At 53.9% G+C, this 21530-nt stretch carries 21 protein-coding genes; 13 read left to right on the top strand and 8 right to left on the bottom strand.

The window, feature by feature from the left end:
• Positions 1-583: uroporphyrinogen decarboxylase/cobalamine-independent methonine synthase family protein (locus QVF11_RS05910; RefSeq protein ID WP_462660244.1), on the top strand; the 583-nt coding region annotated here is incomplete at its 5' end.
• Between the two features lie 200 nt (positions 584-783).
• On the opposite strand, the gene QVF11_RS05905 is transcribed toward QVF11_RS05910, so the two are convergent.
• On the bottom strand, positions 784-1260 hold the full coding sequence (locus QVF11_RS05905; RefSeq protein ID WP_142513619.1) for a cold-shock protein: 477 nt from the start codon (positions 1258-1260) through the stop codon (positions 784-786).
• Positions 1261-1462: 202 nt separating this feature from the next.
• On the opposite strand from QVF11_RS05905, the gene QVF11_RS05900 reads away from it, so the two are divergent.
• The 5 genes from QVF11_RS05900 to QVF11_RS05880 all read left to right on the top strand — a co-directional run bounded on the left by QVF11_RS05900 (position 1463) and on the right by QVF11_RS05880 (position 4519).
• Positions 1463-1774, top strand: a complete 312-nt coding sequence (locus tag QVF11_RS05900; protein WP_112215755.1) for a putative quinol monooxygenase — start codon at positions 1463-1465, stop codon at positions 1772-1774.
• Positions 1775-1989: 215 nt separating this feature from the next.
• The gene (locus tag QVF11_RS05895; RefSeq protein WP_287855645.1) at positions 1990-2292 is read left to right on the top strand and encodes a hypothetical protein; all 303 of its coding nucleotides are present in this window, start codon (positions 1990-1992) and stop codon (positions 2290-2292) included.
• A gap of 117 nt (positions 2293-2409) precedes the next feature.
• On the top strand, positions 2410-2937 hold the full coding sequence (gene cybB / locus QVF11_RS05890) for a cytochrome b561 (RefSeq protein WP_287855643.1): 528 nt from the start codon (positions 2410-2412) through the stop codon (positions 2935-2937).
• A gap of 164 nt (positions 2938-3101) precedes the next feature.
• Positions 3102-3377 (top strand): metal/formaldehyde-sensitive transcriptional repressor, encoded by a 276-nt coding sequence (locus tag QVF11_RS05885; protein WP_004101746.1) that lies wholly within the window; start codon positions 3102-3104, stop codon positions 3375-3377.
• Between the two features lie 23 nt (positions 3378-3400).
• Positions 3401-4519, top strand: a complete 1119-nt coding sequence (locus QVF11_RS05880; RefSeq protein WP_112215758.1) for an S-(hydroxymethyl)glutathione dehydrogenase/class III alcohol dehydrogenase — start codon at positions 3401-3403, stop codon at positions 4517-4519.
• 51 nt (positions 4520-4570) lie between these two features.
• On the opposite strand, the gene QVF11_RS05875 is transcribed toward QVF11_RS05880, so the two are convergent.
• The 5 genes from QVF11_RS05875 to pcaH form a co-directional block, all read right to left on the bottom strand.
• On the bottom strand, positions 4571-4849 hold the full coding sequence (locus tag QVF11_RS05875) for a hypothetical protein (RefSeq protein ID WP_112215759.1): 279 nt from the start codon (positions 4847-4849) through the stop codon (positions 4571-4573).
• Positions 4850-5113: 264 nt separating this feature from the next.
• Positions 5114-7486, bottom strand: a complete 2373-nt coding sequence (locus tag QVF11_RS05870) for a glucose/quinate/shikimate family membrane-bound PQQ-dependent dehydrogenase (RefSeq protein ID WP_112215761.1) — start codon at positions 7484-7486, stop codon at positions 5114-5116.
• A gap of 305 nt (positions 7487-7791) precedes the next feature.
• Positions 7792-8715, bottom strand: a complete 924-nt coding sequence (locus QVF11_RS05865) for a LysR substrate-binding domain-containing protein (protein WP_287855638.1) — start codon at positions 8713-8715, stop codon at positions 7792-7794.
• Between the two features lie 171 nt (positions 8716-8886).
• Positions 8887-9507: a protocatechuate 3,4-dioxygenase subunit alpha gene (gene pcaG / locus QVF11_RS05860; RefSeq protein WP_142513627.1), complete on the bottom strand. Its 621-nt coding sequence runs from the start codon at positions 9505-9507 to the stop codon at positions 8887-8889.
• Complete coding sequence (gene pcaH / locus QVF11_RS05855; RefSeq protein WP_287855635.1) at positions 9504-10244, bottom strand: protocatechuate 3,4-dioxygenase subunit beta; 741 nt, start codon at positions 10242-10244, stop codon at positions 9504-9506. Before pcaH ends, pcaG begins: the two co-directional genes overlap by 4 nt.
• A 237-nt stretch (positions 10245-10481) precedes the next feature.
• On the opposite strand from pcaH, the gene hglS reads away from it, so the two are divergent.
• Both hglS and QVF11_RS05845 read left to right on the top strand, forming a co-directional pair.
• On the top strand, positions 10482-11825 hold the full coding sequence (gene hglS / locus QVF11_RS05850) for a 2-oxoadipate dioxygenase/decarboxylase HglS (RefSeq protein WP_287855633.1): 1344 nt from the start codon (positions 10482-10484) through the stop codon (positions 11823-11825).
• Between the two features lie 42 nt (positions 11826-11867).
• Complete coding sequence (locus QVF11_RS05845) at positions 11868-13376, top strand: carboxylesterase/lipase family protein (RefSeq protein WP_287855631.1); 1509 nt, start codon at positions 11868-11870, stop codon at positions 13374-13376.
• On the opposite strand, the gene QVF11_RS05840 is transcribed toward QVF11_RS05845, so the two are convergent.
• Positions 13348-14211 (bottom strand): LysR family transcriptional regulator, encoded by an 864-nt coding sequence (locus tag QVF11_RS05840; protein WP_287855629.1) that lies wholly within the window; start codon positions 14209-14211, stop codon positions 13348-13350. The genes QVF11_RS05845 and QVF11_RS05840 overlap by 29 nt on opposite strands.
• 44 nt (positions 14212-14255) lie before the next feature.
• The gene (locus QVF11_RS05835; RefSeq protein WP_287855627.1) at positions 14256-15503 is read right to left on the bottom strand and encodes a T6SS phospholipase effector Tle1-like catalytic domain-containing protein; all 1248 of its coding nucleotides are present in this window, start codon (positions 15501-15503) and stop codon (positions 14256-14258) included.
• Positions 15504-15929: 426 nt separating this feature from the next.
• Between QVF11_RS05835 and ycaC the strand changes: the two genes are divergently transcribed.
• The 5 genes from ycaC (at position 15930) to rimL (ending at position 21129) form a co-directional block, all read left to right on the top strand.
• On the top strand, positions 15930-16553 hold the full coding sequence (gene ycaC, locus QVF11_RS05830) for an isochorismate family cysteine hydrolase YcaC (protein ID WP_112217412.1): 624 nt from the start codon (positions 15930-15932) through the stop codon (positions 16551-16553).
• 145 nt (positions 16554-16698) lie between these two features.
• Positions 16699-17868, top strand: coding sequence for a pyridoxal phosphate-dependent aminotransferase (locus QVF11_RS05825; protein ID WP_287855624.1), 1170 nt, complete (start codon positions 16699-16701; stop codon positions 17866-17868).
• A gap of 11 nt (positions 17869-17879) precedes the next feature.
• Positions 17880-18653, top strand: coding sequence for an ABC transporter substrate-binding protein (locus QVF11_RS05820; protein ID WP_112217414.1), 774 nt, complete (start codon positions 17880-17882; stop codon positions 18651-18653).
• Positions 18654-18843: 190 nt separating this feature from the next.
• Positions 18844-20499, top strand: coding sequence for a glucan biosynthesis protein D (locus QVF11_RS05815; protein ID WP_287855622.1), 1656 nt, complete (start codon positions 18844-18846; stop codon positions 20497-20499).
• Between the two features lie 63 nt (positions 20500-20562).
• The gene (gene rimL, locus QVF11_RS05810) at positions 20563-21129 is read left to right on the top strand and encodes a 50S ribosomal protein L7/L12-serine acetyltransferase (RefSeq protein WP_112217416.1); all 567 of its coding nucleotides are present in this window, start codon (positions 20563-20565) and stop codon (positions 21127-21129) included.
• Positions 21130-21530: the final 401 nt, after the last annotated feature.

Below are 21530 nucleotides of genomic sequence, written 5' to 3'. Positions count from 1 at the left end.
AATCAGCGAGTCAGCTTGGGAAGAAATGACCTGCTTATTCGCACCTTCCCTAGAGGCTGCTGGCGTCGATATTATTCAGTTTGATGAGCCGGCTTTTAATGTGTTTTTTGATGAAGTGAATGACTGGGGGATCGCGGCTTTAGAAAGAGCAGTGGAAGGGCTGAAATGCGAAACGGCGGTACATATCTGCTATGGATATGGCATCAAAGCGAACACCGACTGGAAAAAGACGCTAGGCACAGAGTGGCGGCAATATGAAGAAGCATTTCCTAAGCTGCAAACATCCAGTATCGATATTATCTCACTGGAATGTCATAACTCACGTGTTCCGATGAACCTGCTTGAACTGATTCGCGGTAAAAAAGTGATGGTCGGGGCCATCGACGTGGCAACGAATTTCATTGAGACGCCGGAGGAGGTTGCTGACACATTGCGCAAAGCCCTTCAGTTTGTTGATGCCGACAAACTTTATCCTTCGACTAACTGCGGCATGACGCCTTTATCTCGTCAGGTAGCCACAGGCAAACTAAATGCGTTAAGTGCAGGGGCAGAAATTATCCGCAGGGAACTCTCGGTTAAATAAATCCGCCAAATATCCTGATGACTAAACGATGCCGAAATCCTGCTTATACCCTAAATAATTCGAGTTGCAGGCAGGCGGCAAGTAAGAGAGCCCCGATGAGCTTACTCAAGTAAGTGATTCGGGTGAACGCACGTAGCCAACGCCCATGCAACTTGAAGTATGACGGGTATATGCAAGCATGATTTCGGCACAGCACTATTTCAGACCTTGAGCATTTTTACCGTGGCATCCACGTCTATTTCATCTTCAGAAAAGATTAACGTCGTTCCCTGAAAAGTGGTCACCGCCAGCTTTTTCAGCGAGCGCATTTCACCTGGTTTAGCGGCTGATTTTGGTCTGATGCTCCCCATCAGCGCACCTACAGACAGCACAGCGTTTTCTTTATCAATGCGGGTGTCTGCTGGCACTTCTTCGCTGTAAACCAGATAGGACTTGATTGATGTGAGCTTAATACGCTCACCCGCGATATAGATGTATTTGCTTTCCGGTACCACTTTTACCGCGTAAGCGGATAAGCCTTTGTTATTTGTAGTGGGTTCGAATGTGACGGCTGCATCTTTCTTTATCAGATCGGGATTGGCGACCTTAATCACATGAAAATAACGGTTATCACCGTTTTCATCTTTGATAAATCCAAAGCCTTTATCTTTAAACCACGTTGTGATCGTTCCGTTCATCGCCTTACCGCCTGGTTAATCGTTTATCTACTCAGTTTTTGCAGCGCGCAGTGTAAAGCACAATGCCGATGCACACCACGTCTTTGCTTTAAGTCTGGACGATAAATTTCTGTCAGGCAAAGGGACAAACCTGACTGAATCTTGTCCAGCATATTTTTTTACTCCATAGTATCAGCATCCTTTTTTTACCGTTGAGGCCCGAATGTTAAAAGTCATTGCCGAAGATTTTATACAACCTGAATGGGTTGAAACTGTTCTCCCCCTGTACCGGGAGCTGGTAGCCGCAACCCAAAAAGAGCCGCTCTGCATTGCCTATGATTTGTACATCGATGCGAAGGACTCGGGTCATTTCATTTTTATCGAGGAATGGCCTGACCGTGCGGCACTTGATGAGCATTGCGCAAGTGAGCACTTCAGACGGCTTGTCCCCTTAATTGATCAACACAAACGCAAAGAGGCACATTACATTCTGATGGATAGCTCAGTGAACCCGAACAACGTCATCCTTAAATAAAACGGTAAACAAACCGACATTACTAACTGATCGTTGTATCTAATACTGGGGCAGGTCAAGCATGCTTCCCATAAGCCTGAGAAATCAATTTTAACAACGTGTTGACAGTGATTATTAATCGGTGTCCTGAGAAGATTTTGTTACGGATACAGTACTGTGCAAGAAGCTGTATAGGGGTATATTCCTGCCATTGTTATTTTTTATACGAAAAAAATATGATTAATTTGGCGTATTATGTGAATGCTATTAAAAACGGAAAGGAAGTAATGTGCATTCAAGAATCAAGGGAATCTGATGATTTGGCAGAGGTTGAGACTGTCACCAAAGAGTGGCTTCATGATAGTGGTGTGGTAATCCGCTGCACTAATGAACTTGAAGCAATACAACATCCCAATACTGTTTGCCCTGAACGTTGGATTTGTTGGGAAGTGATAGATACGGCTGGAAAGGAGATCAGACCATTGAAGAAGAATTTTCATAATATTTGTCAGGAATCGTTTTGGTTGAACATGAATTAACAGCCTGATTCACATTTCTTTTTTTGCAATATTCAAAAAAACAATGCGTAAAAGTTAATGAATTTTTAAGAAAAGGTGGTTATGTTGACGGCATCACAGTTTCCTTAAGGGTTTTCCATGCGCGATAAATACTCCGGCCTGCAGATAGGCATCCACTGGCTGGTCTTTTTGTTAGTGATTGGCGCTTATGCTGCAATGGAGCTACGAGGCTTTTTCCCTCGGAGCGCGCGGCCGGTCATTAACATGATTCATGTCTCTTGCGGGATCTCGATCTTTGTACTGATGGTGGCGCGTCTGCTCGTGCGCCTGAAATTTCCCGCACCGCCAATTGTGCCCAAACCGTCACCAATGATGACTGGCTTCGCGCACCTCGGGCATTTGGTTATCTATCTGCTGTTTATCGCGCTGCCGGTGATTGGCATGGTGATGATGTATTATCGTGGCAATCCGTGGTTTGCTTTTGGTTTGACCATGCCCCATGCGGCAGAAAGCAACTTTGAGCTGGTGGATACGCTGAAGGGGTGGCACGAGCTGCTGGCGAACACCGGCTACTTTATTGTCGGCCTGCACGCGCTGGCGGCGCTGATGCATCATTACTTCTGGAAAGACAACACGCTGCTGCGGATGATGCCGCGCAAACACTAGCATATCTTCAGACCCGCTTCGGCGGGTTTCTTGTTTCTCATGGCCCTCAAGCTCGACTAAACGCAAATTTTCACCGCTATACTACGGTTAAAGCGGCGAGTTGATTTGCCTCTTTAAGCGGAAAAATATAGTATACCCCCCTATATGATTTTGAGGGCGTAACCATGCCACATTCACCTGAAGACAAAAAACGTGCCCTCAGCCGGGTACGGCGCATTCGCGGCCAGGTTGAAGCGCTCGAACGGGCGCTGGAATCCGGCGAACCCTGCATGACTATCCTGCAACAGATCGCCTCTATTCGCGGTGCCGCTAACGGCCTGATGGGAGAAATGGTTGAAATTCACCTGCAAGATGAACTAGTGAGCGGCGAAACGACTCCAGACCAACGCGCCGCCAGAATGGCGGAAGTCGGCCATCTGCTACGATCCTACTTAAAATAAAATCACGACGAGGAAGAGAGAATATGAAATCACGTGCAGCAGTCGCGTTTGGCCCTGGCCAGCCGCTAAAAATCGTTGAGATTGACGTCGCACCGCCGAAAAAAGGCGAAGTGCTGGTCAAAATTACCCATACCGGCGTATGTCATACCGATGCTTTTACTCTTTCTGGCGACGATCCGGAAGGCGTTTTCCCGGCAGTACTAGGCCACGAAGGCGGCGGTATTGTGGTCGAAGTGGGGGAAGGCGTGACCAGTCTGCAACCAGGCGATCACGTGATCCCTCTGTACACCGCCGAGTGTCGCGAGTGTAAGTTCTGTAAATCGGGCAAAACCAACCTCTGTCAGGCGGTACGCGCCACTCAGGGTAAGGGCCTGATGCCAGATGGCACCACCCGTTTCTCTTATAACGGTGAGCCGATTTATCACTATATGGGCACCAGCACCTTCAGTGAATACACCGTGGTGGCCGAAATTTCTCTGGCGAAAGTTAACCCGCAGGCACCTTTGGACAAAGTTTGTCTACTGGGTTGCGGCGTGACCACCGGTATCGGCGCGGTTCACAATACGGCGAAAGTGAAAGAGGGCGATACCGTGGCGGTTTTCGGTCTCGGCGGCATTGGCCTGGCGGTCATTCAGGGCGCGGTACAGGCGAAAGCCGGACGCATTCTGGCGGTTGATACTAATCCGGAAAAATTCACCCTCGCCAAAGAGATGGGCGCAACCGACTTTATCAACCCGAACGACTACGACAAACCGGTTCAGGATGTGATTGTTGAACTGACCGATGGCGGCGTGGACTTCAGCTTTGAGTGTATCGGTAACGTCAACGTGATGCGCGCGGCGCTGGAGTGCTGCCATAAAGGCTGGGGTGAGAGCGTGATTATTGGCGTTGCTGGAGCAGGCCAGGAGATCAAAACTCGTCCGTTCCAACTGGTGACCGGTCGCGTCTGGCGTGGCTCGGCGTTTGGCGGCGTGAAAGGGCGCACTCAGCTGCCGGGAATGGTGGAAGAGGCGATGGCGGGCAAAATTCGCCTCGACCCGTTTATCACCCACCGTATGCCGTTGGATCAGATCAACGAAGCATTCGATCTGATGCATGAAGGTAAATCCATTCGCACCGTGATTCATTTCGGCGAGAATTGATCTTTCTGTAAGAATAAACCCGGGCATGCCCGGGTTATTGCTAACGCAGAATTACTCCCATCGCAGGTTTTCAAAACCGTTTTGCCTCCGCCGCTGTTCCCTACGTTCACGTTCGCGCTGGATATCTGATTTCTCATCTTCCCACACCGAGCAGTTTGGCCCGCTGAACACTTCGCAGGGCTGTTGTTTATCGGCGAGCGGATTCACGGTTTTTTCTTCCCATATCGTCGGATTGCGCAGGTCCACCTCTGGAGCCTTCAACGCCTGAGCCGACGCAGCCATTATCGACATAATGGTGCCCGCAAGCAGGCGGCAGGTTGAACGCTTCATCCATTATCCTTGTTCAGTCGTTATTATTGATAACCATTCGCAATAATAACATAGCTGAATAAAGAAAGGGCCCAGTAAGCGGCCCGTAGGATGGCGAGAAAACAGTTTTGCTATTTTGCTGACTGTTTGTCGGGTGGCGGCTGGCGCCTTACCCGACCTACGAAAACTGTGGTTTCCTGTAGGCCCGTGCAAGAGTAGCGCCGCCGGGCGATGACAGAAGAACGCAGTTTGCTAGCAATAAGGCCCCGTTCGGGGCCCTGATACTTACTTCTGCTCCGGGAGCGCATAGGCGATAATGTAATCGCCACGGTCCGGCGACTGGCGAGCGCCGCCAGCGTTGATGATGATGTACTGCTTGCCGGTTTTCGGTGAAACGTAGGTCATCGGGCCGGACTGGCTGCCCACCGGCAGACGGGATTTCCAGATCTCTTTACCGTTGGCGGTATCAAATGCACGCAGGTAGAAATCCTGGGTGCCGGCGAAGAACAGCAGGCCGGACTGGGTAGACAGCGAAGCGCCCAGCGTCGGCATACCGATAGGGATTGGCATATGCATGCGGATCCCCAGCGGGCCGGTATCTTCAACGGTGCCAACCGGAACCTGCCACACCAGCTTGCCGGTTTTGAGATCCACCGCCGACATGGTGCCGAACGGTGGTTTCTGGCACGGAATGCCCAGCGGTGACAGGAAACGCTCGCGCATTGCACCAAACGGGGTACCTTCCATCGGCACAATACCCATTTCGATACCGCTGGCGTCTTTCGCCACTTTCTCGCGCGGCACCATGTAGTTAGCGAGGCCAAGGCGCATATCGTTGACGAACATCAGGCTGTTATTCGGGTCAACTGACACGCTGCCCCAGTTCATCCCGCCAAGCGAGCCTGGATATTGCAGAGAACGGTCTTCGCCCGGCGGCGTAAAGATGCCCTGGTGACGCATCTCTTTAAACTGGATACGGCACAGCAGCAGGTCGACAGGGGTTGCGCCCCACATATCGGACTCTTTTAGCGTCTCGTTGCCGATCATCGGCATACCAACGGAGTAAGGCTGAGTAGGGGAATAGCGCTCGCCTTTGATATCACCTACCGGAACCGGACGCTCTTCCACTTTGGCCACCGGCTCACCGGTTTCGCGATTGAGCATAAAGATCATGCCCTGCTTACTGGTTTGCACCAGCACCGGGGTGGTGCCGCCTTTGCCGTCAGGTAGGTCGTAAAGCAGCGGCTGAGAAGGCAGGTCAAAGTCCCACAGGTCGTGGTGAGTCGTCTGGTAGTGCCAGCGCACCTGACCGGTTGTTGCGTCAACGGCCACGATAGAGGAACTGTATTTATCGTCAAGCGCAGTGCGCTCGCCGCCGAAGAAGTCTGGCGTAGCGTTACCTGTTGGCAGATAGATCAGATTCAGCTTCGCGTCATAAGACATGGCCGACCAGACGTTCGGCGTACCGCGGGTGTAGGTTTGGCCTTCCGGCGGCTCGCCGGTCAGATTCGGGTTACCCGGATCCCATGCCCACGCCAGCTTACCGGTGTGAACATCGTAAGCGCGCACAACGCCCGGAGGCTCGCCGGTGGAGAAGTTATCCGCCACGCGACCGCCAACCACGACCACATTGCCAGCGACCAGCGGCGTGGAGGTTTGTTGGTAGTAACCCGCTTTGATTTCGCCCATACCAACGCTGAGGTCAACAATACCGTGGTCGCCGAAAGTCTCGCACAGTTTGCCGTTATCGGCATCGATGGCGATCAGACGCGCATCGGTGGTCGGCAGGAACAGGCGACGAGAGCAGGCAGCCGGCTGTGTATCCGCAGTGGCTGTTACCTGGGCCTGGCTATCTGCGTAATAGCCTAAGCCACGGCAGCGCTGCCAGTTCGGCGCGGTGGCCTTTGAATCGTAGCGCCATTTCTCTTTGCCGCTATCAACATCCAGTGCCAGCACTTTGCTGTAAGGCGTACAAACGTAAAGTGTGTCGCCAATCTGTAACGGGGTGTTCTGGTCTTCCGCACCGGAGCCGTTACTCTGCGGAATATCGCCAGTATGGGCGACCCACGCGACCTGCAACTGGTCGACGTTCTGTTTGTTAATCTGGTCGAGCGCAGCGAAACGGTCGCCATGGGTGGTGTTACCCCAATGTTCCCAGTTTTTCTGTTGTTCGCCAGCGGCGACCGGCTTGACCGGCACCTCTTCACTGGCGCTGACCAGCGGCTGGGATTTGAACATCCAGCCGAAACTGACCAACAGCACCACGGCAAAGATCGCCGCAAGGCTAAACGCCGGGCCTTTTTTCGCTGGTTGGCGGGAAAGGAACGGCCAGACCAGCGCAGAAAGAAAGGCCAGCACACCGAGGGCAAACAGGCGTGAGAACAGCGGCCAGTATGTCCAGCCAGCATCGCCGATCGCCCAGATGATTGAGGCGACAAAAGCAATTGCGTACAGCACGATGCCGCCGCGTCGGCTACGGAAGATGAGCAGCGAGGCGATAATCATCACCAGGCCCATAATTGCAAAATAGAAAGTGCCGCCGACGGAGGCGAGTTTTGTACCGAGAATACCGATAGCCAGACCGATGATCAGCATCAGTCCGGCGAGAAGCCACTGCAGGATCCGGGGGAACCCTCGCGGCACGTTGCCAGTTGCCATTTTTTCTCCTTAACCACCCCTGCAAAGGAGTGAACCAGATGAATCAAATTTTCAAGTGAAGTCTTTTGAATGAAGTGATTGTGGCCTTCATAAAAGCCTGTTTATTGCTGTTATTGATTTCAAATGAACCATTTGGTGAAATCATGGATATGATAGATCTGTTAAATAAATTTACGCAATTGTTAGTAAATGATTTCGCACTAATTGATTATTTTGATGAATAGAGTTACGCATTCGCGCAGGGAAAGAGGCCATTATTTCCCCGGTTAACAGCACCGTCACCGGGGAAATGATTGAAGCACCAGTCAGACCGGCACGGATTTACGAATCGCGCTGAGCAAGAGCTGCGTGCCTGCGCTAAGGGTGGCATCCACGCGAGTCAGAATACCGATGGGCTCACCTGCGCCCTGGGTCGGGATGGGGAGCGCCGCCAGCAGTCCGCGGCGAAGGTCGTCTTTTACTGCGCCAGAGGGGACAAACCAGACGTAGTCGTAATCGACGGTGAGCTGGCGCGATAACGAGGCCGACAGCGTTTCAATGCAGCCTGAAGGAATTTTGCAGCCCTGACTTTGCAGCAGGGTTTCAGCGTTCTGACGCGGCAGGGTTCCTTTTGGTGACACGACCACCGGCCACTCCATCACCCGGCTCAGCGTGACCGTCTCCTGAAGCAGCGGGTGCCCCGGGCGAACCACCAGCTTCAGGGATTCGAGAAACAGCAGTTCGTAGTTCAAACCACTCATTAACTCCGGGTCGGACATTCTCCCGATACCGATATCGATTTCACCCGATTTCAGCCCCGCCAGCAGCATGGTGTTGTTCATGGTCGCCACTTGCAACGTGATATCTTTTTGTTGTTGGTGATACTGACCAATTACCGAGGGTAAAACGCCCAGAGCGGCAGTAGGAAGGGCCCCAATACGCACGATGTCGCTGTTAAGACCTTCTTTGCGATTCAGCGACTGGCCCGCGGTATTGAGCGCATCAAGCACCTTAACGGCATGAGTCAGAAACTGTTCACCGACCAGCGTGAGCTGTGCACCCAGCCGCCCGCGCTCGAACAGCCGCGTGCCGGTTAGCTGTTCAAGCTCATTGAGCGTCTTTGATAAAGCCGGTTGGCTAAGATTTAAGGTTTCAGCCGCACGCCCAAGCGTTCCTTGTTGAGCGACGGCCACGAAGGTATGTAGATGGCGCAAGCGAATGCGCTGACTGAAAAGACCATTTTTTTGCATAATCAATGTTAAAAACAGAGGTGCGCCAGTGACAAGTAATGTTGATTAAATTTGTTAACTTCATAGCAAAATATTATTAACATTTTATCTTATTATTTTACAAGTTGATTTTGTTGAGATTGTTAAAAAGAGAGGCCCCCGGCGAGCGGGGGCATGAAAAGAAGAGAAATGCTAGATATCGAAGAAGACGGTTTCGTTCTCGCCCTGCAAATGAATATCGAAGCGGTACACGATTTCATTGCCGCGAACTTCGCGGTGCGCGATAAGAGTCTGTCGGCGCACTTCCCATTCAATCAGATTCAGTACCGGGTCGGCCTGATTCGCATCCTGTTCATCGGAGAAGTACATCCGCGTATTGAGGCCAATGTTAATCCCGCGTGCCACTACCCATAAATTCACATGCGGTGCCATTACGCGGCCATCGCGACCGATAACGGAGCCGGGTTTAATCGTTTCAAAGCGCCAGATACCGCTGGTAAAGTCCGAGCAGCTACGCCCCCAGCCGCGAAATTCCGCATCCTGCTTTTTGTTCTGCTGCCTGTCGTCAGGGTGGTTATAACGCCCGGCGGCATTGGCCTGCCAGATTTCCAGCAGCACATCGCGTACCGGCGTCCCGGAGCCATCAATCACCCGGCCTTCGATAGTAATTCGTTCGCCTTCGGTGGCCGGCGTGGTCAACGTCGGACCAAAGTTCTTTTCAAAGATGTGAAAACCGGCGGCGTCCGGCGCAAGGCCGATGTGTACGTAAGGACCGGCGGTCTGTGAAGCAGTTTCAGGTAAAAAATCTTTCATCGGGCAGCCCCCTGAGTGCGGTTTTCGAACAACGTCGCGCGATGACCGCGTAGCACAAGGTCAAAACGGTAGGCCAGAGAGTCCAGCAGCACGGCGGCGTGGGTATCCAGCTCGGCGATTAACGTCCGAATAGCGTCATCATTATTGATGGTTTTGACGATAGGGCACTGTTTAATCAACGGATCGCCTTCGAAATACATTTGAGTGATTAAGCGCTGCGCCCAGGCTTCGCCGGAAAGAGAGAAGTGGATATGTGCCGGTCGCCAGTCGCTCGCCTGGTTGCGCCACGGATAGGGGCCTGGCTTAATGGTGCGAAAACAGTAATAGCCGTTTTCGTCGGTCAGTACCCGGCCACAGCCGCCAAAGTTAGGGTCGATGGGAGCAAGATATTGATCTTTCTTATGCCGATAGCGACCGCCTGCGTTAGCTTGCCAGACTTCAACCAGCGTGTTTTTCATCGGACGGCCAAACCCATCGCGAACGTAGCCGTGCACAATGATGCGCTCGCCGATGGGCAAACCCTCTTTGGCATAATTAAGGATAAGGTCATTATCCAGTGCGCCCAGATCATCACTGCTAAACACCGGTCCGGTAATTTCTGAGAGTGAGTTTTGAAGGGAGATCAGCGCATTGCGCGGTGAACGCAGAACGCTGGTTTTGTAGCCCGGCGCGTAAGCGGGAGGATGGCTGTTGTAGTCGCGATGCAGAACCTCGCGCGGTGACCATTTATCGTTCATAGGGTACTCCGTTTTATCGGTAGAGGGGCATGTTGTTGTAATATCGCCATAAGCAGTTTGTGTAAATGTTTTGTTAATTTAAAGTGAAATTAAAGGGTGTTTTTCATAACCAGTGGTTATGAAGTGGTCAGCTAAAAGAGGTCGCTCAGCTATCCGCATCACAGTTTGTAAATTCTTCCCGCCGCCTGCGAGCAGCTTTCCTACACTCCAGGGAGTATTCACTGGAGGTAAGACATCATGGCGAACACCATCACGGCTGATGATATTCGGGAACACTTTTCGCAGGCGATGTCGGCGATGTACCAGCAGGAAGTTCCCCAGTACGGGACGTTACTGGAGCTGGTGGCCGACGTTAATCTGGCAGTACTGGAAAATAACCCGAAGCTGCATGAACAACTGGCCAATGCCGATGAGCTGGCGCGGCTGAACGTTGAACGTCACGGTGCGATCCGCGTCGGAACGGCGGAGGAACTAGCGACCTTACGTCGCATGTTTGCCATCATGGGAATGTATCCCGTTAGCTATTACGATCTGTCGCAGGCCGGGGTCCCGGTTCACTCGACCGCGTTTCGGCCCATTGACGACTCGGCGCTGGCGCGCAATCCGTTTCGGGTTTTTACTTCGCTGCTGCGCCTGGAGTTAATTGCTAACGTTGAGCTGCGCAATCGGGCGGCGCAAATTCTCGCCCGCCGCGATATTTTCACTCCTCGCTGTCGTGAACTGATGGCGCTTTATGAAGAGAAGGGTGAATTCACCTCCGTTGAAGCACGTGAGTTTGTCAACCAGGCGCTGGAAACCTTTCGCTGGCATCGCCATGCCACCGTTGATGATGAAACCTATCACGCGCTGCATGAAGAACACCGGCTGATTGCCGATGTGGTCTGTTTCCCCGGCTGCCATATTAATCATCTGACCCCACGCACGCTGGATATTGACCGGGTACAGGCGCTAATGCCGGAATGCGGTATCACGCCGAAAGCGCTGATTGAAGGGCCGCCGAGGCGTGAAGTCCCGATTTTACTGCGTCAGACCAGTTTTAAGGCTCTTGAGGAGCCGGTGATGTTTGCCGGGGAGCATAAAGGCACGCACACCGCCCGCTTTGGCGAAATTGAGCAGCGCGGCATTGCGCTGACGCCGAAGGGCCGCGCCCTCTATGACCGACTGCTCAGCGAGGCTGGGGTGGGCAAAGATAATCTTAATCACCAGCGCCATTTGCAGGAAGTCTTTAACGCGTTCCCTGACAGCGAATTTCTGCTGCGCCAGCAGGGACTGGCCTGGTTCCGCTACCGTCTGACCCCATCAGGCGAAGCGCATCGCCAGGCGTTTCGACCGGGTGATGATCCGCAGCCATTAATCGAACGTGGTTGGGTCATTGCCCAGCCGATTATTTATGAAGACTTCTTACCGGTGAGCGCCGCGGGGATTTTTCAGTCGAACCTGAGCAATGAGATCCAGTCTCATAGCCATGGCAACGCCAGCCGCGAGGCCTTTGAAACGGCGCTTGGCGGTTCGGTTTATGATGAGTTTGAACTGTATCGACAGGCGGAAGAGCGCAGCAAACGACGTTGCGGTCTGCTGTGAAATCAGTACTCTGCTGGCATGAGTCGTTAAAGGAAGCAGGTCATGCAGAATCCGTCTACCCCGCTGGTGAAAACCCAGCAGGGCATCTTATCGGGCACCTCCGAAGCGGGAATACACATCTGGCGCGGCATTCCCTATGCCGCACCGCCCGTCGGCAATCTTCGCTGGCGCGCACCGCAGCCTGCCGCCCGTTGGCAGGGCGTGCGTCAGGCTGATACATTCTCCGCTTCCAGCTGGCAGGATATTGAGTATTGCCGTGAGCTTGGCGGCGGCGATCCTGGCCGCTTCTCAGAGGATTGTCTCTACCTTAACGTCTGGTCACCCGCCGCTCGGGCGCGCGCTTTACCGGTGATGGTCTGGCTGCATGGCGGTGGTTACACCATCGGTGCCGGCAGCTTGCCACCCTACGACGGTAAAGCGCTGGCTTCCCGCGAGGTGGTGGTGGTGACGGTCAACTACCGCTTGGGACATCTGGGCTTTTTTGCTCATCCAGCGCTGGAAGGCGAAGATGGCGAAAGAATCTATAATTTTGCTCTGCTCGACCAGATTGCCGCGCTGCAATGGGTTCAGGAAAACATCCATGCCTTCGGCGGCGATGCTGCCAACGTCACGCTGTTCGGCGAATCCGCCGGAGCGCGCAGCGTGCTGTCGTTGCTGACCTCGCCGAAAGCCAAAGGGTTGTTTCATAAAGCGATCATTCAGAGCGGCTATACCTTGCCGGATTTGCCGCGCGAGAAGGCGCTGGCGAAGGGGCAATTGATCGCTGAACATTTCGCTTTGCCGCAGGCTAGCGCCGAACAGCTCCGGGCGATCCCTGCCGAGTCGTTCTGGTCGCTGACCGGGCCTTTAACTATCGGCCCGGCACCTATCGTTGGCGATGCTGTCCTGCCGCAGCCGATGCTGGAAACTTTCTTTAGCGGACGCCAGCATCCGCTGCCGGTGATGATTGGTTCAAACAGCGACGAGGCCAGCGTCATGGCGGTGTTTGGTGTCGATATCGCCGGGCAAATCCAGAAACTGCGTCGCGAACGCCGCTTTGGTCTCGGGTTAATTAAATTACTCTACCCTGGCATCAAGGGGGATGAAGCGCTGGGACGTGAAGTGTGTCGCGACATGGCGTTTACCACGCTGGGGTACGTGGTCATGCAGGCGCAGCAGCGGGTAGGGCAGCCGTGCTGGCGCTACTGGTTTGATTATGTTGCCGAGGCCGAGCATGAAACCTATCCGCACGGCGCGTGGCACGGTAACGAAGTGGCATACGTTTTTGATAATCTCGAACTGGCTGAGCCGGTGCGTAATTATGCAAATGAGCGCGATCGGGCTTTTGCGGCGCAGGTTGCGAATTACTGGGTTGAATTCGCCCGGCGAGCGGGCGGCGGCTGCCAGGAGCTTTCAGGGACGGTACGCTGGCCCGCCAGCCTGCGTGGGCGCGATCGGTTGTTGCGAATTGGGTTGCACAAGCAGGCGGGTTTTAAAGTGGAAAACCGCTTTATGCGCGCTCGCCTGGCGCTGTTTCGCCGGGTCATGAAACATCATGTGACCCTGGATTAATCAGCTCTTCACGAAAGCGCGCCAGTCCGTCGGCTTTGCTTTGTGAGGCTCGCACTACCAGCCGATAGCTAGCACCGGTTTTCACGCTAAGGGCAAAAGGGCGCGTCAGACGACCGGCGCGTAAATCCTCTGCCACCAGAGTTTCGTCGGCGATAGCTATCCCCAGCCCCTGCATGGCGGCGGTTATCGCCAGATCCATCGTATCGAAATGCTGGTTTTTACTCATCGGCAGCGGTTTCTCGGGGGAAAATTGCGCCAGCCACAGCGACCAGTCGGTTTTGTCCCGCGTCGGATGTAAAAAGGTCATCTCACTCAGTGGGTTATCGTCAGCCGCCGGGCGGTTCATCACCGGCGTCAACGCCTCTTCAAACAACAGTTCGCCCGCGCTGTGGTGGCTGCCGAAGATGATCGCTGCGTCATAAGGCTCGGTTTTGAAATTAACGCTATGTTCGGTGGTAGTGGTCAGGGCGACCTGCAGTTCCGGATGGCATTGCTCAATGGCTACCAGCCGCGGTACCAGCCAGCGGATGGCGCAGGTAGGTGCTTTCAGACGCACCACGGTTTGCTGCTGACGGGCCTGCTCAGCGACCGTGACCAGGCGGGCAAAAGCGGATTGTAGCTCCGGGTAGAGCGCGCTACCTTGCGGGGAAAGACGCAGCCCGCGAGCGTGGCGAACAAACAACGGGAAACCAAACCAGCTTTCCAGCGCCGCAATCTGTCGGCTGACCGCCCCCTGCGTCAGGCACAGCTCGCGGGCGGCATGGGTTAAGTTGAGATGCCTGGCGGTGACCAGAAAGGTTTCCACGGTATTAAATGGTAGGGCGCTTCGCGACATGTCGCCTCCAGCTATGCGTTTTGATCATAACCAGTATGTCATGGCTATATCGCGCAAGTCACCCTGTCGGTGGGCTGTTCAGAGGGGGCCAGCGGTTCGCTACCCGCCTCGCCAACCCACTCGTAGCGTTGAGGGAGATTAACTGGCCGATAGTCGCTTGATGCCATGCGCTGCTTAACGGATTGGTGAATCAGCGCGCTCTCAGGAATCAACCTTGGTTCCCCTCGCGGAACATACCAACCCAGCCAGTCCCGACGCTCATGCCATTCCCTGGCTTTCACATTTTTAGGTAACCATTCGAGAGGGATCCAGGACAGCGTCAATGAGCGGTGTATCTCAGCCATCTCATCCGGTGCGGCGTAGCGATATTTACTGCCTTGCCGCGGCTTGCCGAAAACCATTTGATTAATATTGGCCTGATTCACCAGCAGGCCGTACGACCGGGCTTCTTCTATCATCCAGGCCAGCGGAAATTTTGACAGGCCGCTCTCCGTTTCCGGATATCCGCCACCGATATCCGCATGAACGCCCGCAAACCAGACCTGTTTGACGTCCTGCGTAATATCGCTTTCAGGCTTAAAAGGTTTGGCTCTAAAAGATTGAGGTTCAAGCCAGTGATGTAGTCGAAACATCCGACGCCGCTCATCGATGGCAATGGCCTGGCGAAAGCACTTCACAATGGGGTTTTTCTGGGTATAGAGCAGCTTTTCCACATCCAGCAGCAGGCCGAATTTTTTCGGGATCAATATTGAGGAGACGGTGTCCCACACGCCGATAAACTCAATCTGAATCATCCGCGTTCCGGCGACCCGTGAGAAGTGCCATGCATCGGCCAGCGCTGAAGAGGGCTGCTTGCTCTGACGAGGCGGTTCATTGCTTAAACTTGCGCGCTTGTAGGCGGCGAGGGCGTATTCGGCGAGATTCAATTGGTCTTTATTGAGCAGGCCAATCATGTTTACCATGGCCGCCAGTACGCGAACAGTGTACGCCCCACGGCTAAAGCCGAAAAGCCACACTTTATCTCCCTGAGCATAATTTTCACAAAGAAAGCGGTAGGCGCAAAGGATGTCTTTATCCAGGCCGAAACCAGTGGCGAGTTCAAACCATCCGCGGACTTTTTGTCGTAACTGTTGCCAGGCGTTGTGCTGACCAATAGTGCCAATTCCAGGTTGATAATAGACGCATTGCGCTGCGTTTTTGCTCATTACCCGGTAAAGCTTCAGCACGTTTGACAGCTCTGCCTTCACTTCATTACCGGTTCCATCACAACAGATAACGACATTTTTGCTCATTATTTTCTTCCTGAAATTAAAGACAAAAAAGTGCCGGGAATATCCCCGCAGTGGGTATTGGTTTTTAGCAGTATGCCACGGCTTGTTCCGCAAATGGGACAATGCGTCTCACATTCAGCGGCTAATCCTCAGCCAGTGATTACACTATTATCAGCCCTGTTAACCATACCCGTCATACTTCAAGTTGCAGGTGTGTTGGCCGCAGATTACTCGGCCCATCCATGGGCCTCGCCCTTACGGGCCGTCGCAAGCGACGTTCAAATCTGCTCCAGGCAGATTTGTCGTTCACCCCAGTCACTTACCAGAGTAAGCTCCCGGGGATTCGCTCACTTGCCGCCTTCTCTGCAACTCGAATTATTTAGGGTATAAATACCCGCCGAAGCTGCAATCTGGCGGAAAATCTGATGTCGAAATGAGGAAGAGATCATGGCCAAACCGTATGTTCGTCTGGATAAAAATGATGCCGCTGTGCTGCTGGTGGATCACCAAACGGGACTGTTATCACTTGTGCGCGATATCGATCCTGATAAGTTCAAGAACAACGTCCTTGCCCTTGGCGACCTGGCGAAGTACTTCGGCCTGCCGACCATCTTAACCACCAGCTTCGAAAATGGTCCCAACGGCCCGTTGGTGCCGGAGCTGAAAGAGCAGTTCCCGGACGCGCCTTACATTGCCCGTCCTGGCAACATTAATGCCTGGGATAACGAAGATTTTGTTAAGGCCGTCAAAGCCACGGGTAAAAAGCAACTGATTATCGCCGGCGTCGTGACCGAAGTTTGCGTGGCATTTCCGGCACTGTCAGCGATTGAAGAGGGCTTTGATGTCTTTGTGATAACCGACGCGTCCGGCACGTTTAATCCGATTACCCGCGATGCCGCATGGGATCGTATGTCGCAGGCGGGTGTGCAGCTGATGTCGTGGTTTGGCGCAGCCTGTGAGCTACATCGCGATTGGCGCAATGATGTTGAAGGTCTGGGGACCTTGTTCTCCAACCATATCCCGGACTATCGCAATCTGATGACCAGCTTTAACCTCTTAAATCAGAAATAATTACTCTCACGGTCGGCAGTTCTGCTGGCCGTTTTTCACCTTAAGCCATGATCGCTGTGCATAGCTACTATGACAACAATTCGTTTGTCGTCTCCCGAACCTTTGGATTGAATGCTTATGCAAATAAAGTGAAAAAGGATTAACCATGGCCCTCAGTTCTTCGGTGAGCACCCGCTCTAAACTGCCGGATGTCGGCACCACTATTTTTACCGTGATTGGTCAGCTATCCGCGCAGCATAATGCCGTAAACCTGTCTCAGGGCGCACCGAATTTCTCCTGCGACGAACACCTTGTCGAAGGCGTGACCCGGGCAATGGCGCAGGGACATAACCAGTACGCGCCGATGACCGGTTTGCGCGTGCTGAAAGAGCGCATCGCCGAAAAAATCGCCGCGTTGTACGGCACGCATTACGATGTGGACGACGAGGTGTTGATTACCGCCAGCGCCAGTCAGGGGATCTACTCCGCCATTAGCGGGCTGGTGCATCCTGGCGATGAGGTCATCTATTTCGAGCCCTCTTTTGATAGCTATGCGCCAATCGTGCGCCTGCAAGGGGGGACGCCGGTAGCGATTAAGCTGACGGTACCGGATTTTGCCGTGAACTGGGATGAGGTTCGCGCGGCGATTACCCCACGTACGCGGATGATCATTATTAATACTCCGCACAACCCAAGCGGGCAGGTGTTTTCTGCGGATGATTTAGCCCAGCTAGCGGCGCTCACTCGCCATACCGACATTGTGATCCTGTCAGATGAAGTTTATGAACACGTGGTTTTTGATGGTGCACAGCATCACGGAATGGCGACTCACCCGCACCTGGCGGAGCGCAGCGTGATTATCTCCTCATTTGGCAAAACCTATCATGTCACCGGCTGGCGGGTGGGTTACTGTGTCGCCCCGGCTGCGTTGATGGACGAAATTTGCAAGGTGCATCAGTTTCTGATGTTTTCCGCCGATACCCCGATGCAGTATGCCTTCGCTGAACATATGCGCGACCCGCAATCCTGGCTCTCGCTGGCCTCGTTTTATCAGCAAAAGCGCGATCTGCTCGTGCAGTTGTTGGTGGACTCGCCGTTTCGGCTGCTGCCGAGTGCGGGCTCTTTCTTCCTGCTGGCGGACTACGGTCATTTCAGCGAGGAAAGCGATAGCGAGATGGTTAAACGGTTGATTACCGATTATGGCGTTGCCACGATCCCGCTGTCGGCGTTTTATACCGATGGCACTGATAACAAACTAATTCGCCTCTCTTTTGCCAAAGATGAAGCGACACTGCGGGCCGGTGCACGGGCACTGTGTCACGTTAAGCCACGCTAAGGAGCCACCTGATGAAGATAAAAGCCTTTACCCTCGCGCTGGGGATGATTTGCACTTTTTCCTCGCTGGCGGCCAGCGAGCTGCGCTACGGCGTCGAAGCAGAATATCCACCGTTCGAAAGCCGCAACGCGGCAGGGGAACTGGTGGGATTTGATATCGAACTAGGTAATGCAATTTGCCAGGCGGCGCAGCTGAAATGCAGCTGGGTTGAAACGTCGTTTGATGCCCTGATCCCGGGGCTGGTGGCGAAGAAGTTCGATGCGATTAACTCGGCAATGAACATTACCGAGCAGCGGCGCAAGAGTATTGATTTTACGCAACCTATTTACCGTATCCCTTCGCAACTGGTAGGCAAGGCGGATAGCGGGATGCAGGCGACACCGGAAGGGCTGAAGGGGAAAACCATTGGCGTTCTGCAAGGATCGATTCAGGAAACCTTCGCCAAAGAGCACTGGGAAAAGCACGGCGTTACCGTCATCGCTTATAAAGACCAGAATATGGCGTGGGCCGATCTGCTTAACGGGCGCATTGATGCCTCTCTGGTGATGTCCGCTGCCGGGCAGGCAGGATTCCTTAGCAAACCGCAGGGCAAAGGATTTGGTTTTATCGGCAAACCGGTGGCTGACGATACTATTCTCGGCAGCGGGATTGGCTACGGCCTGCGCAAAGGGGATGAGGCGACGCAAAAACAGCTGAACGCGGCTATCGATAAAGTTCGCGCTGACGGCACCATCACGCGTCTGGCGGGTAAATACTTCCCCGGTATTGACGTCAGCGTCAAATAATCGCCATTCCCCCGAGGTCTGACCTGCGGGGGAATTCGGTCTGGTCCGGTGGACATATTTTTTTCACGCTTTTTCTGCCGCCAACAATTGGATTATCAATCGTTTTTGTCTAGAGTGAGCGACATTCACGACGCATGAGTTTGTTACGTCGCGTCTCAATTCACCTATGAATAAGGATGCTTTCTCAGGCATGAACCGCAGACGTTTTCTCAAATCTTCCATGGCTGTTGCCGCCGTATGCGGAACGTCAGGAGTCGCCTCTCTGTTCAGTAAAGCCGCGTTTGCCGAGGATTCGGGAATTGCCGATGGGCTGACGCGCCGTTTTGACTACTCCGTGCTGCAATCGATGGCGCATGACCTTGCCCGTCAACCCTGGGGCGGAGCGCCTCGCGATCTGCCGCCGACGCTGGCGAACCTGACCCCGCAGGCCTACAACAGCATTCAGTATGATGCGGCACACTCCCTGTGGAGCAATATCGAAGAGCGCAAGCTGGATATTCAGTTTTTCCACGTCGGCATGGGCTTCCGCCGCCGCGTGCGCATGTTCTCGCTGGATTCGCAAAGCCAGCAGGCGCGGGAAATTCATTTCCGCCCGGAGCTGTTTAAATACAATGACGCTGGCGTCGACACCAAACAGCTGGAAGGCCAGAGCGATCTTGGTTTTGCCGGGTTCCGCGTCTTTAAAGCCCCGGAGCTGGCGCGTCGCGATATCGTCGCTTTCCTCGGTGCAAGCTACTTCCGCGCGGTGGACAGTACTTATCAGTATGGTCTTTCTGCCCGTGGACTGGCTATCGACACCTTTACCGATACGCCGGAAGAGTTCCCGGACTTCACCTCTTTCTGGTTTGAAACCGCCAAACCGGGAGCGACGGTATTTACTGTATACGCACTGCTCGACAGCCCGAGCGTCACCGGGGCCTATAAGTTTGTCGTCAACTGCCAGGAAACGCAGGTGATTATGGATGTGGAAAACCACATCTATGCGCGTAAAGACATCAAACAGCTGGGCATTGCGCCGATGACTAGTATGTTCAGCTGCGGCAACAACGAACGCCGGATGTGCGACACCATCCATCCGCAAATCCATGACTCCGATCGTTTGTCAATGTGGCTGGGCAACGGCGAGTGGATTTGTCGCCCGCTGAACAACCCGCAAAAGCTGCAATTTAACGCCTACCAGGATAAGAACCCGCGCGGTTTTGGCCTGTTACAGCTGGATCGCGATTTCTCCCACTATCAGGACATCATGGGCTGGTACAACAAGCGCCCAAGCCTGTGGGTTGAACCGCGTAACCAGTGGGGCAAGGGCGCCGTTAGCCTGATGGAGATCCCGACGACCGGCGAAACGCTGGACAACATCGTCTGCTTCTGGCAGCCAGCGAAACCGGTAAAAGCCGGGGACGAACTGGACTTCCGCTATCGTCTCTACTGGAGTGCGCAGCCGCCGGTTCGCTCTCCGCTGGCTCGCGTCATGGCAACGCGTACCGGTATGGGCGGCTTCCCGGAAGGCTGGGCACCGGGTGAACACTATCCGGATAAATGGACCCGTCGCTTTGCCATCGATTTTGTCGGCGGCGATCTGAAAGCTGCTGCGCCGAAGGGCATTGAGCCGGTGATTACTCTCTCGAGCGGCGAAGCGAAGCAGATAGAGATCCTCTACGTTGAACCGTTTGATGGCTATCGCATCCAGTTTGACTGGTATCCGACCTCGGATTCTACCGACCCGGTGGAGATGCGTATGTTCCTGCGCTGCCAGGGGGAGGCGATAAGCGAAACCTGGCTGTATCAGTATTTCCCGCCAGCGCCGGATAAGCGCAACTACGTTGATGATCGGGTGATGAAGTAATCGCTCGTTGTCCCGCCCGCAGAGGAGATTCTGCGGGCGTTTGTCCCTCTGTAAGAGTGCGCTATGTCTGCTGAAAATACCGCCATGCCAGAACAAATCCCTGTGACCGACACCCTTTCCCTGCGTGCTGTCGATGAACGTCACGTCACTGAGTTGCACCAACTGGTGATTAAAAACCAGCACTGGCTTCAACAATCACTGAGCTGGCCTGCTGAGGTCAGCCACGAAGATGAAACCCGTCGTCACGTGCAGGGCAACGTAATGCTGCATCAACGCGGCTACGCCAAAATGTTTTTGCTCTTTTTGCATGAAGAAATTATCGGCGTGCTGTCGTTTAACCAGATTGAACCGATTAACAAGACCGCATATATCGGCTACTGGATTGACGAAAGTCATAATGGACAGGGGCTGCTTTCTCAGGCGCTACAGGCTTTTATGGATTATTACGCTCGCAGCGGTACGGTTCGCCGGTTTGTGATCAAATGCCGGGTGGCGAACCATAAGAGCAATCAGGTAGCGTTACGCAATGGTTTTACGCTTGAAGGGTGTCTGAAGCAGGCCGAGTTCCTTAACGGTTCGTATGATGACCAGAATATCTACGGGCGAATTATTGATTGTGATGGGCAATAAACCCGGAGTTCTTCCCGGAGGCGATGCTGCGCATCTGTCCGGGCTACAATACCCACAGACCGCTCGGATCCGTAGCCCGGGCAAGGCGCGTTGAGCGCCGCCCCCGGGAGTAAAGCTTACAAAAAAATGACTATGGGCGTGCGGGTAATATGCTGGTTCTTCCCGGAGGCGATGCTGCGCATCTGTCCGGGCTACAATACCCACAGACCGCTCGGATCCGTAGCCCGGGCAAGGCGCGTTGAGCGCCGCCCCCGGGAGTAAAGCTTACAAAAAAATGACTATGGGCGTGCGGGTAATATGCTGGTTCTTCCCGGAGGCGATGCTGCGCATCTGTCCGGGCTATAACACCCACAGACCGCTCGGATCCGTAGCCCGGGCAAGGCGCGTTGAGCGCCGCCCCC

This window comes from Klebsiella sp. (assembly GCF_027492335.1).
GTDB classification, from domain to species: Bacteria; Pseudomonadota; Gammaproteobacteria; order Enterobacterales; family Enterobacteriaceae; genus Klebsiella; species Klebsiella huaxiensis.
The sequence above is the reverse complement of the archived record's forward strand: the minus strand, read 5'-3'. Positions and strand labels throughout refer to the sequence as shown.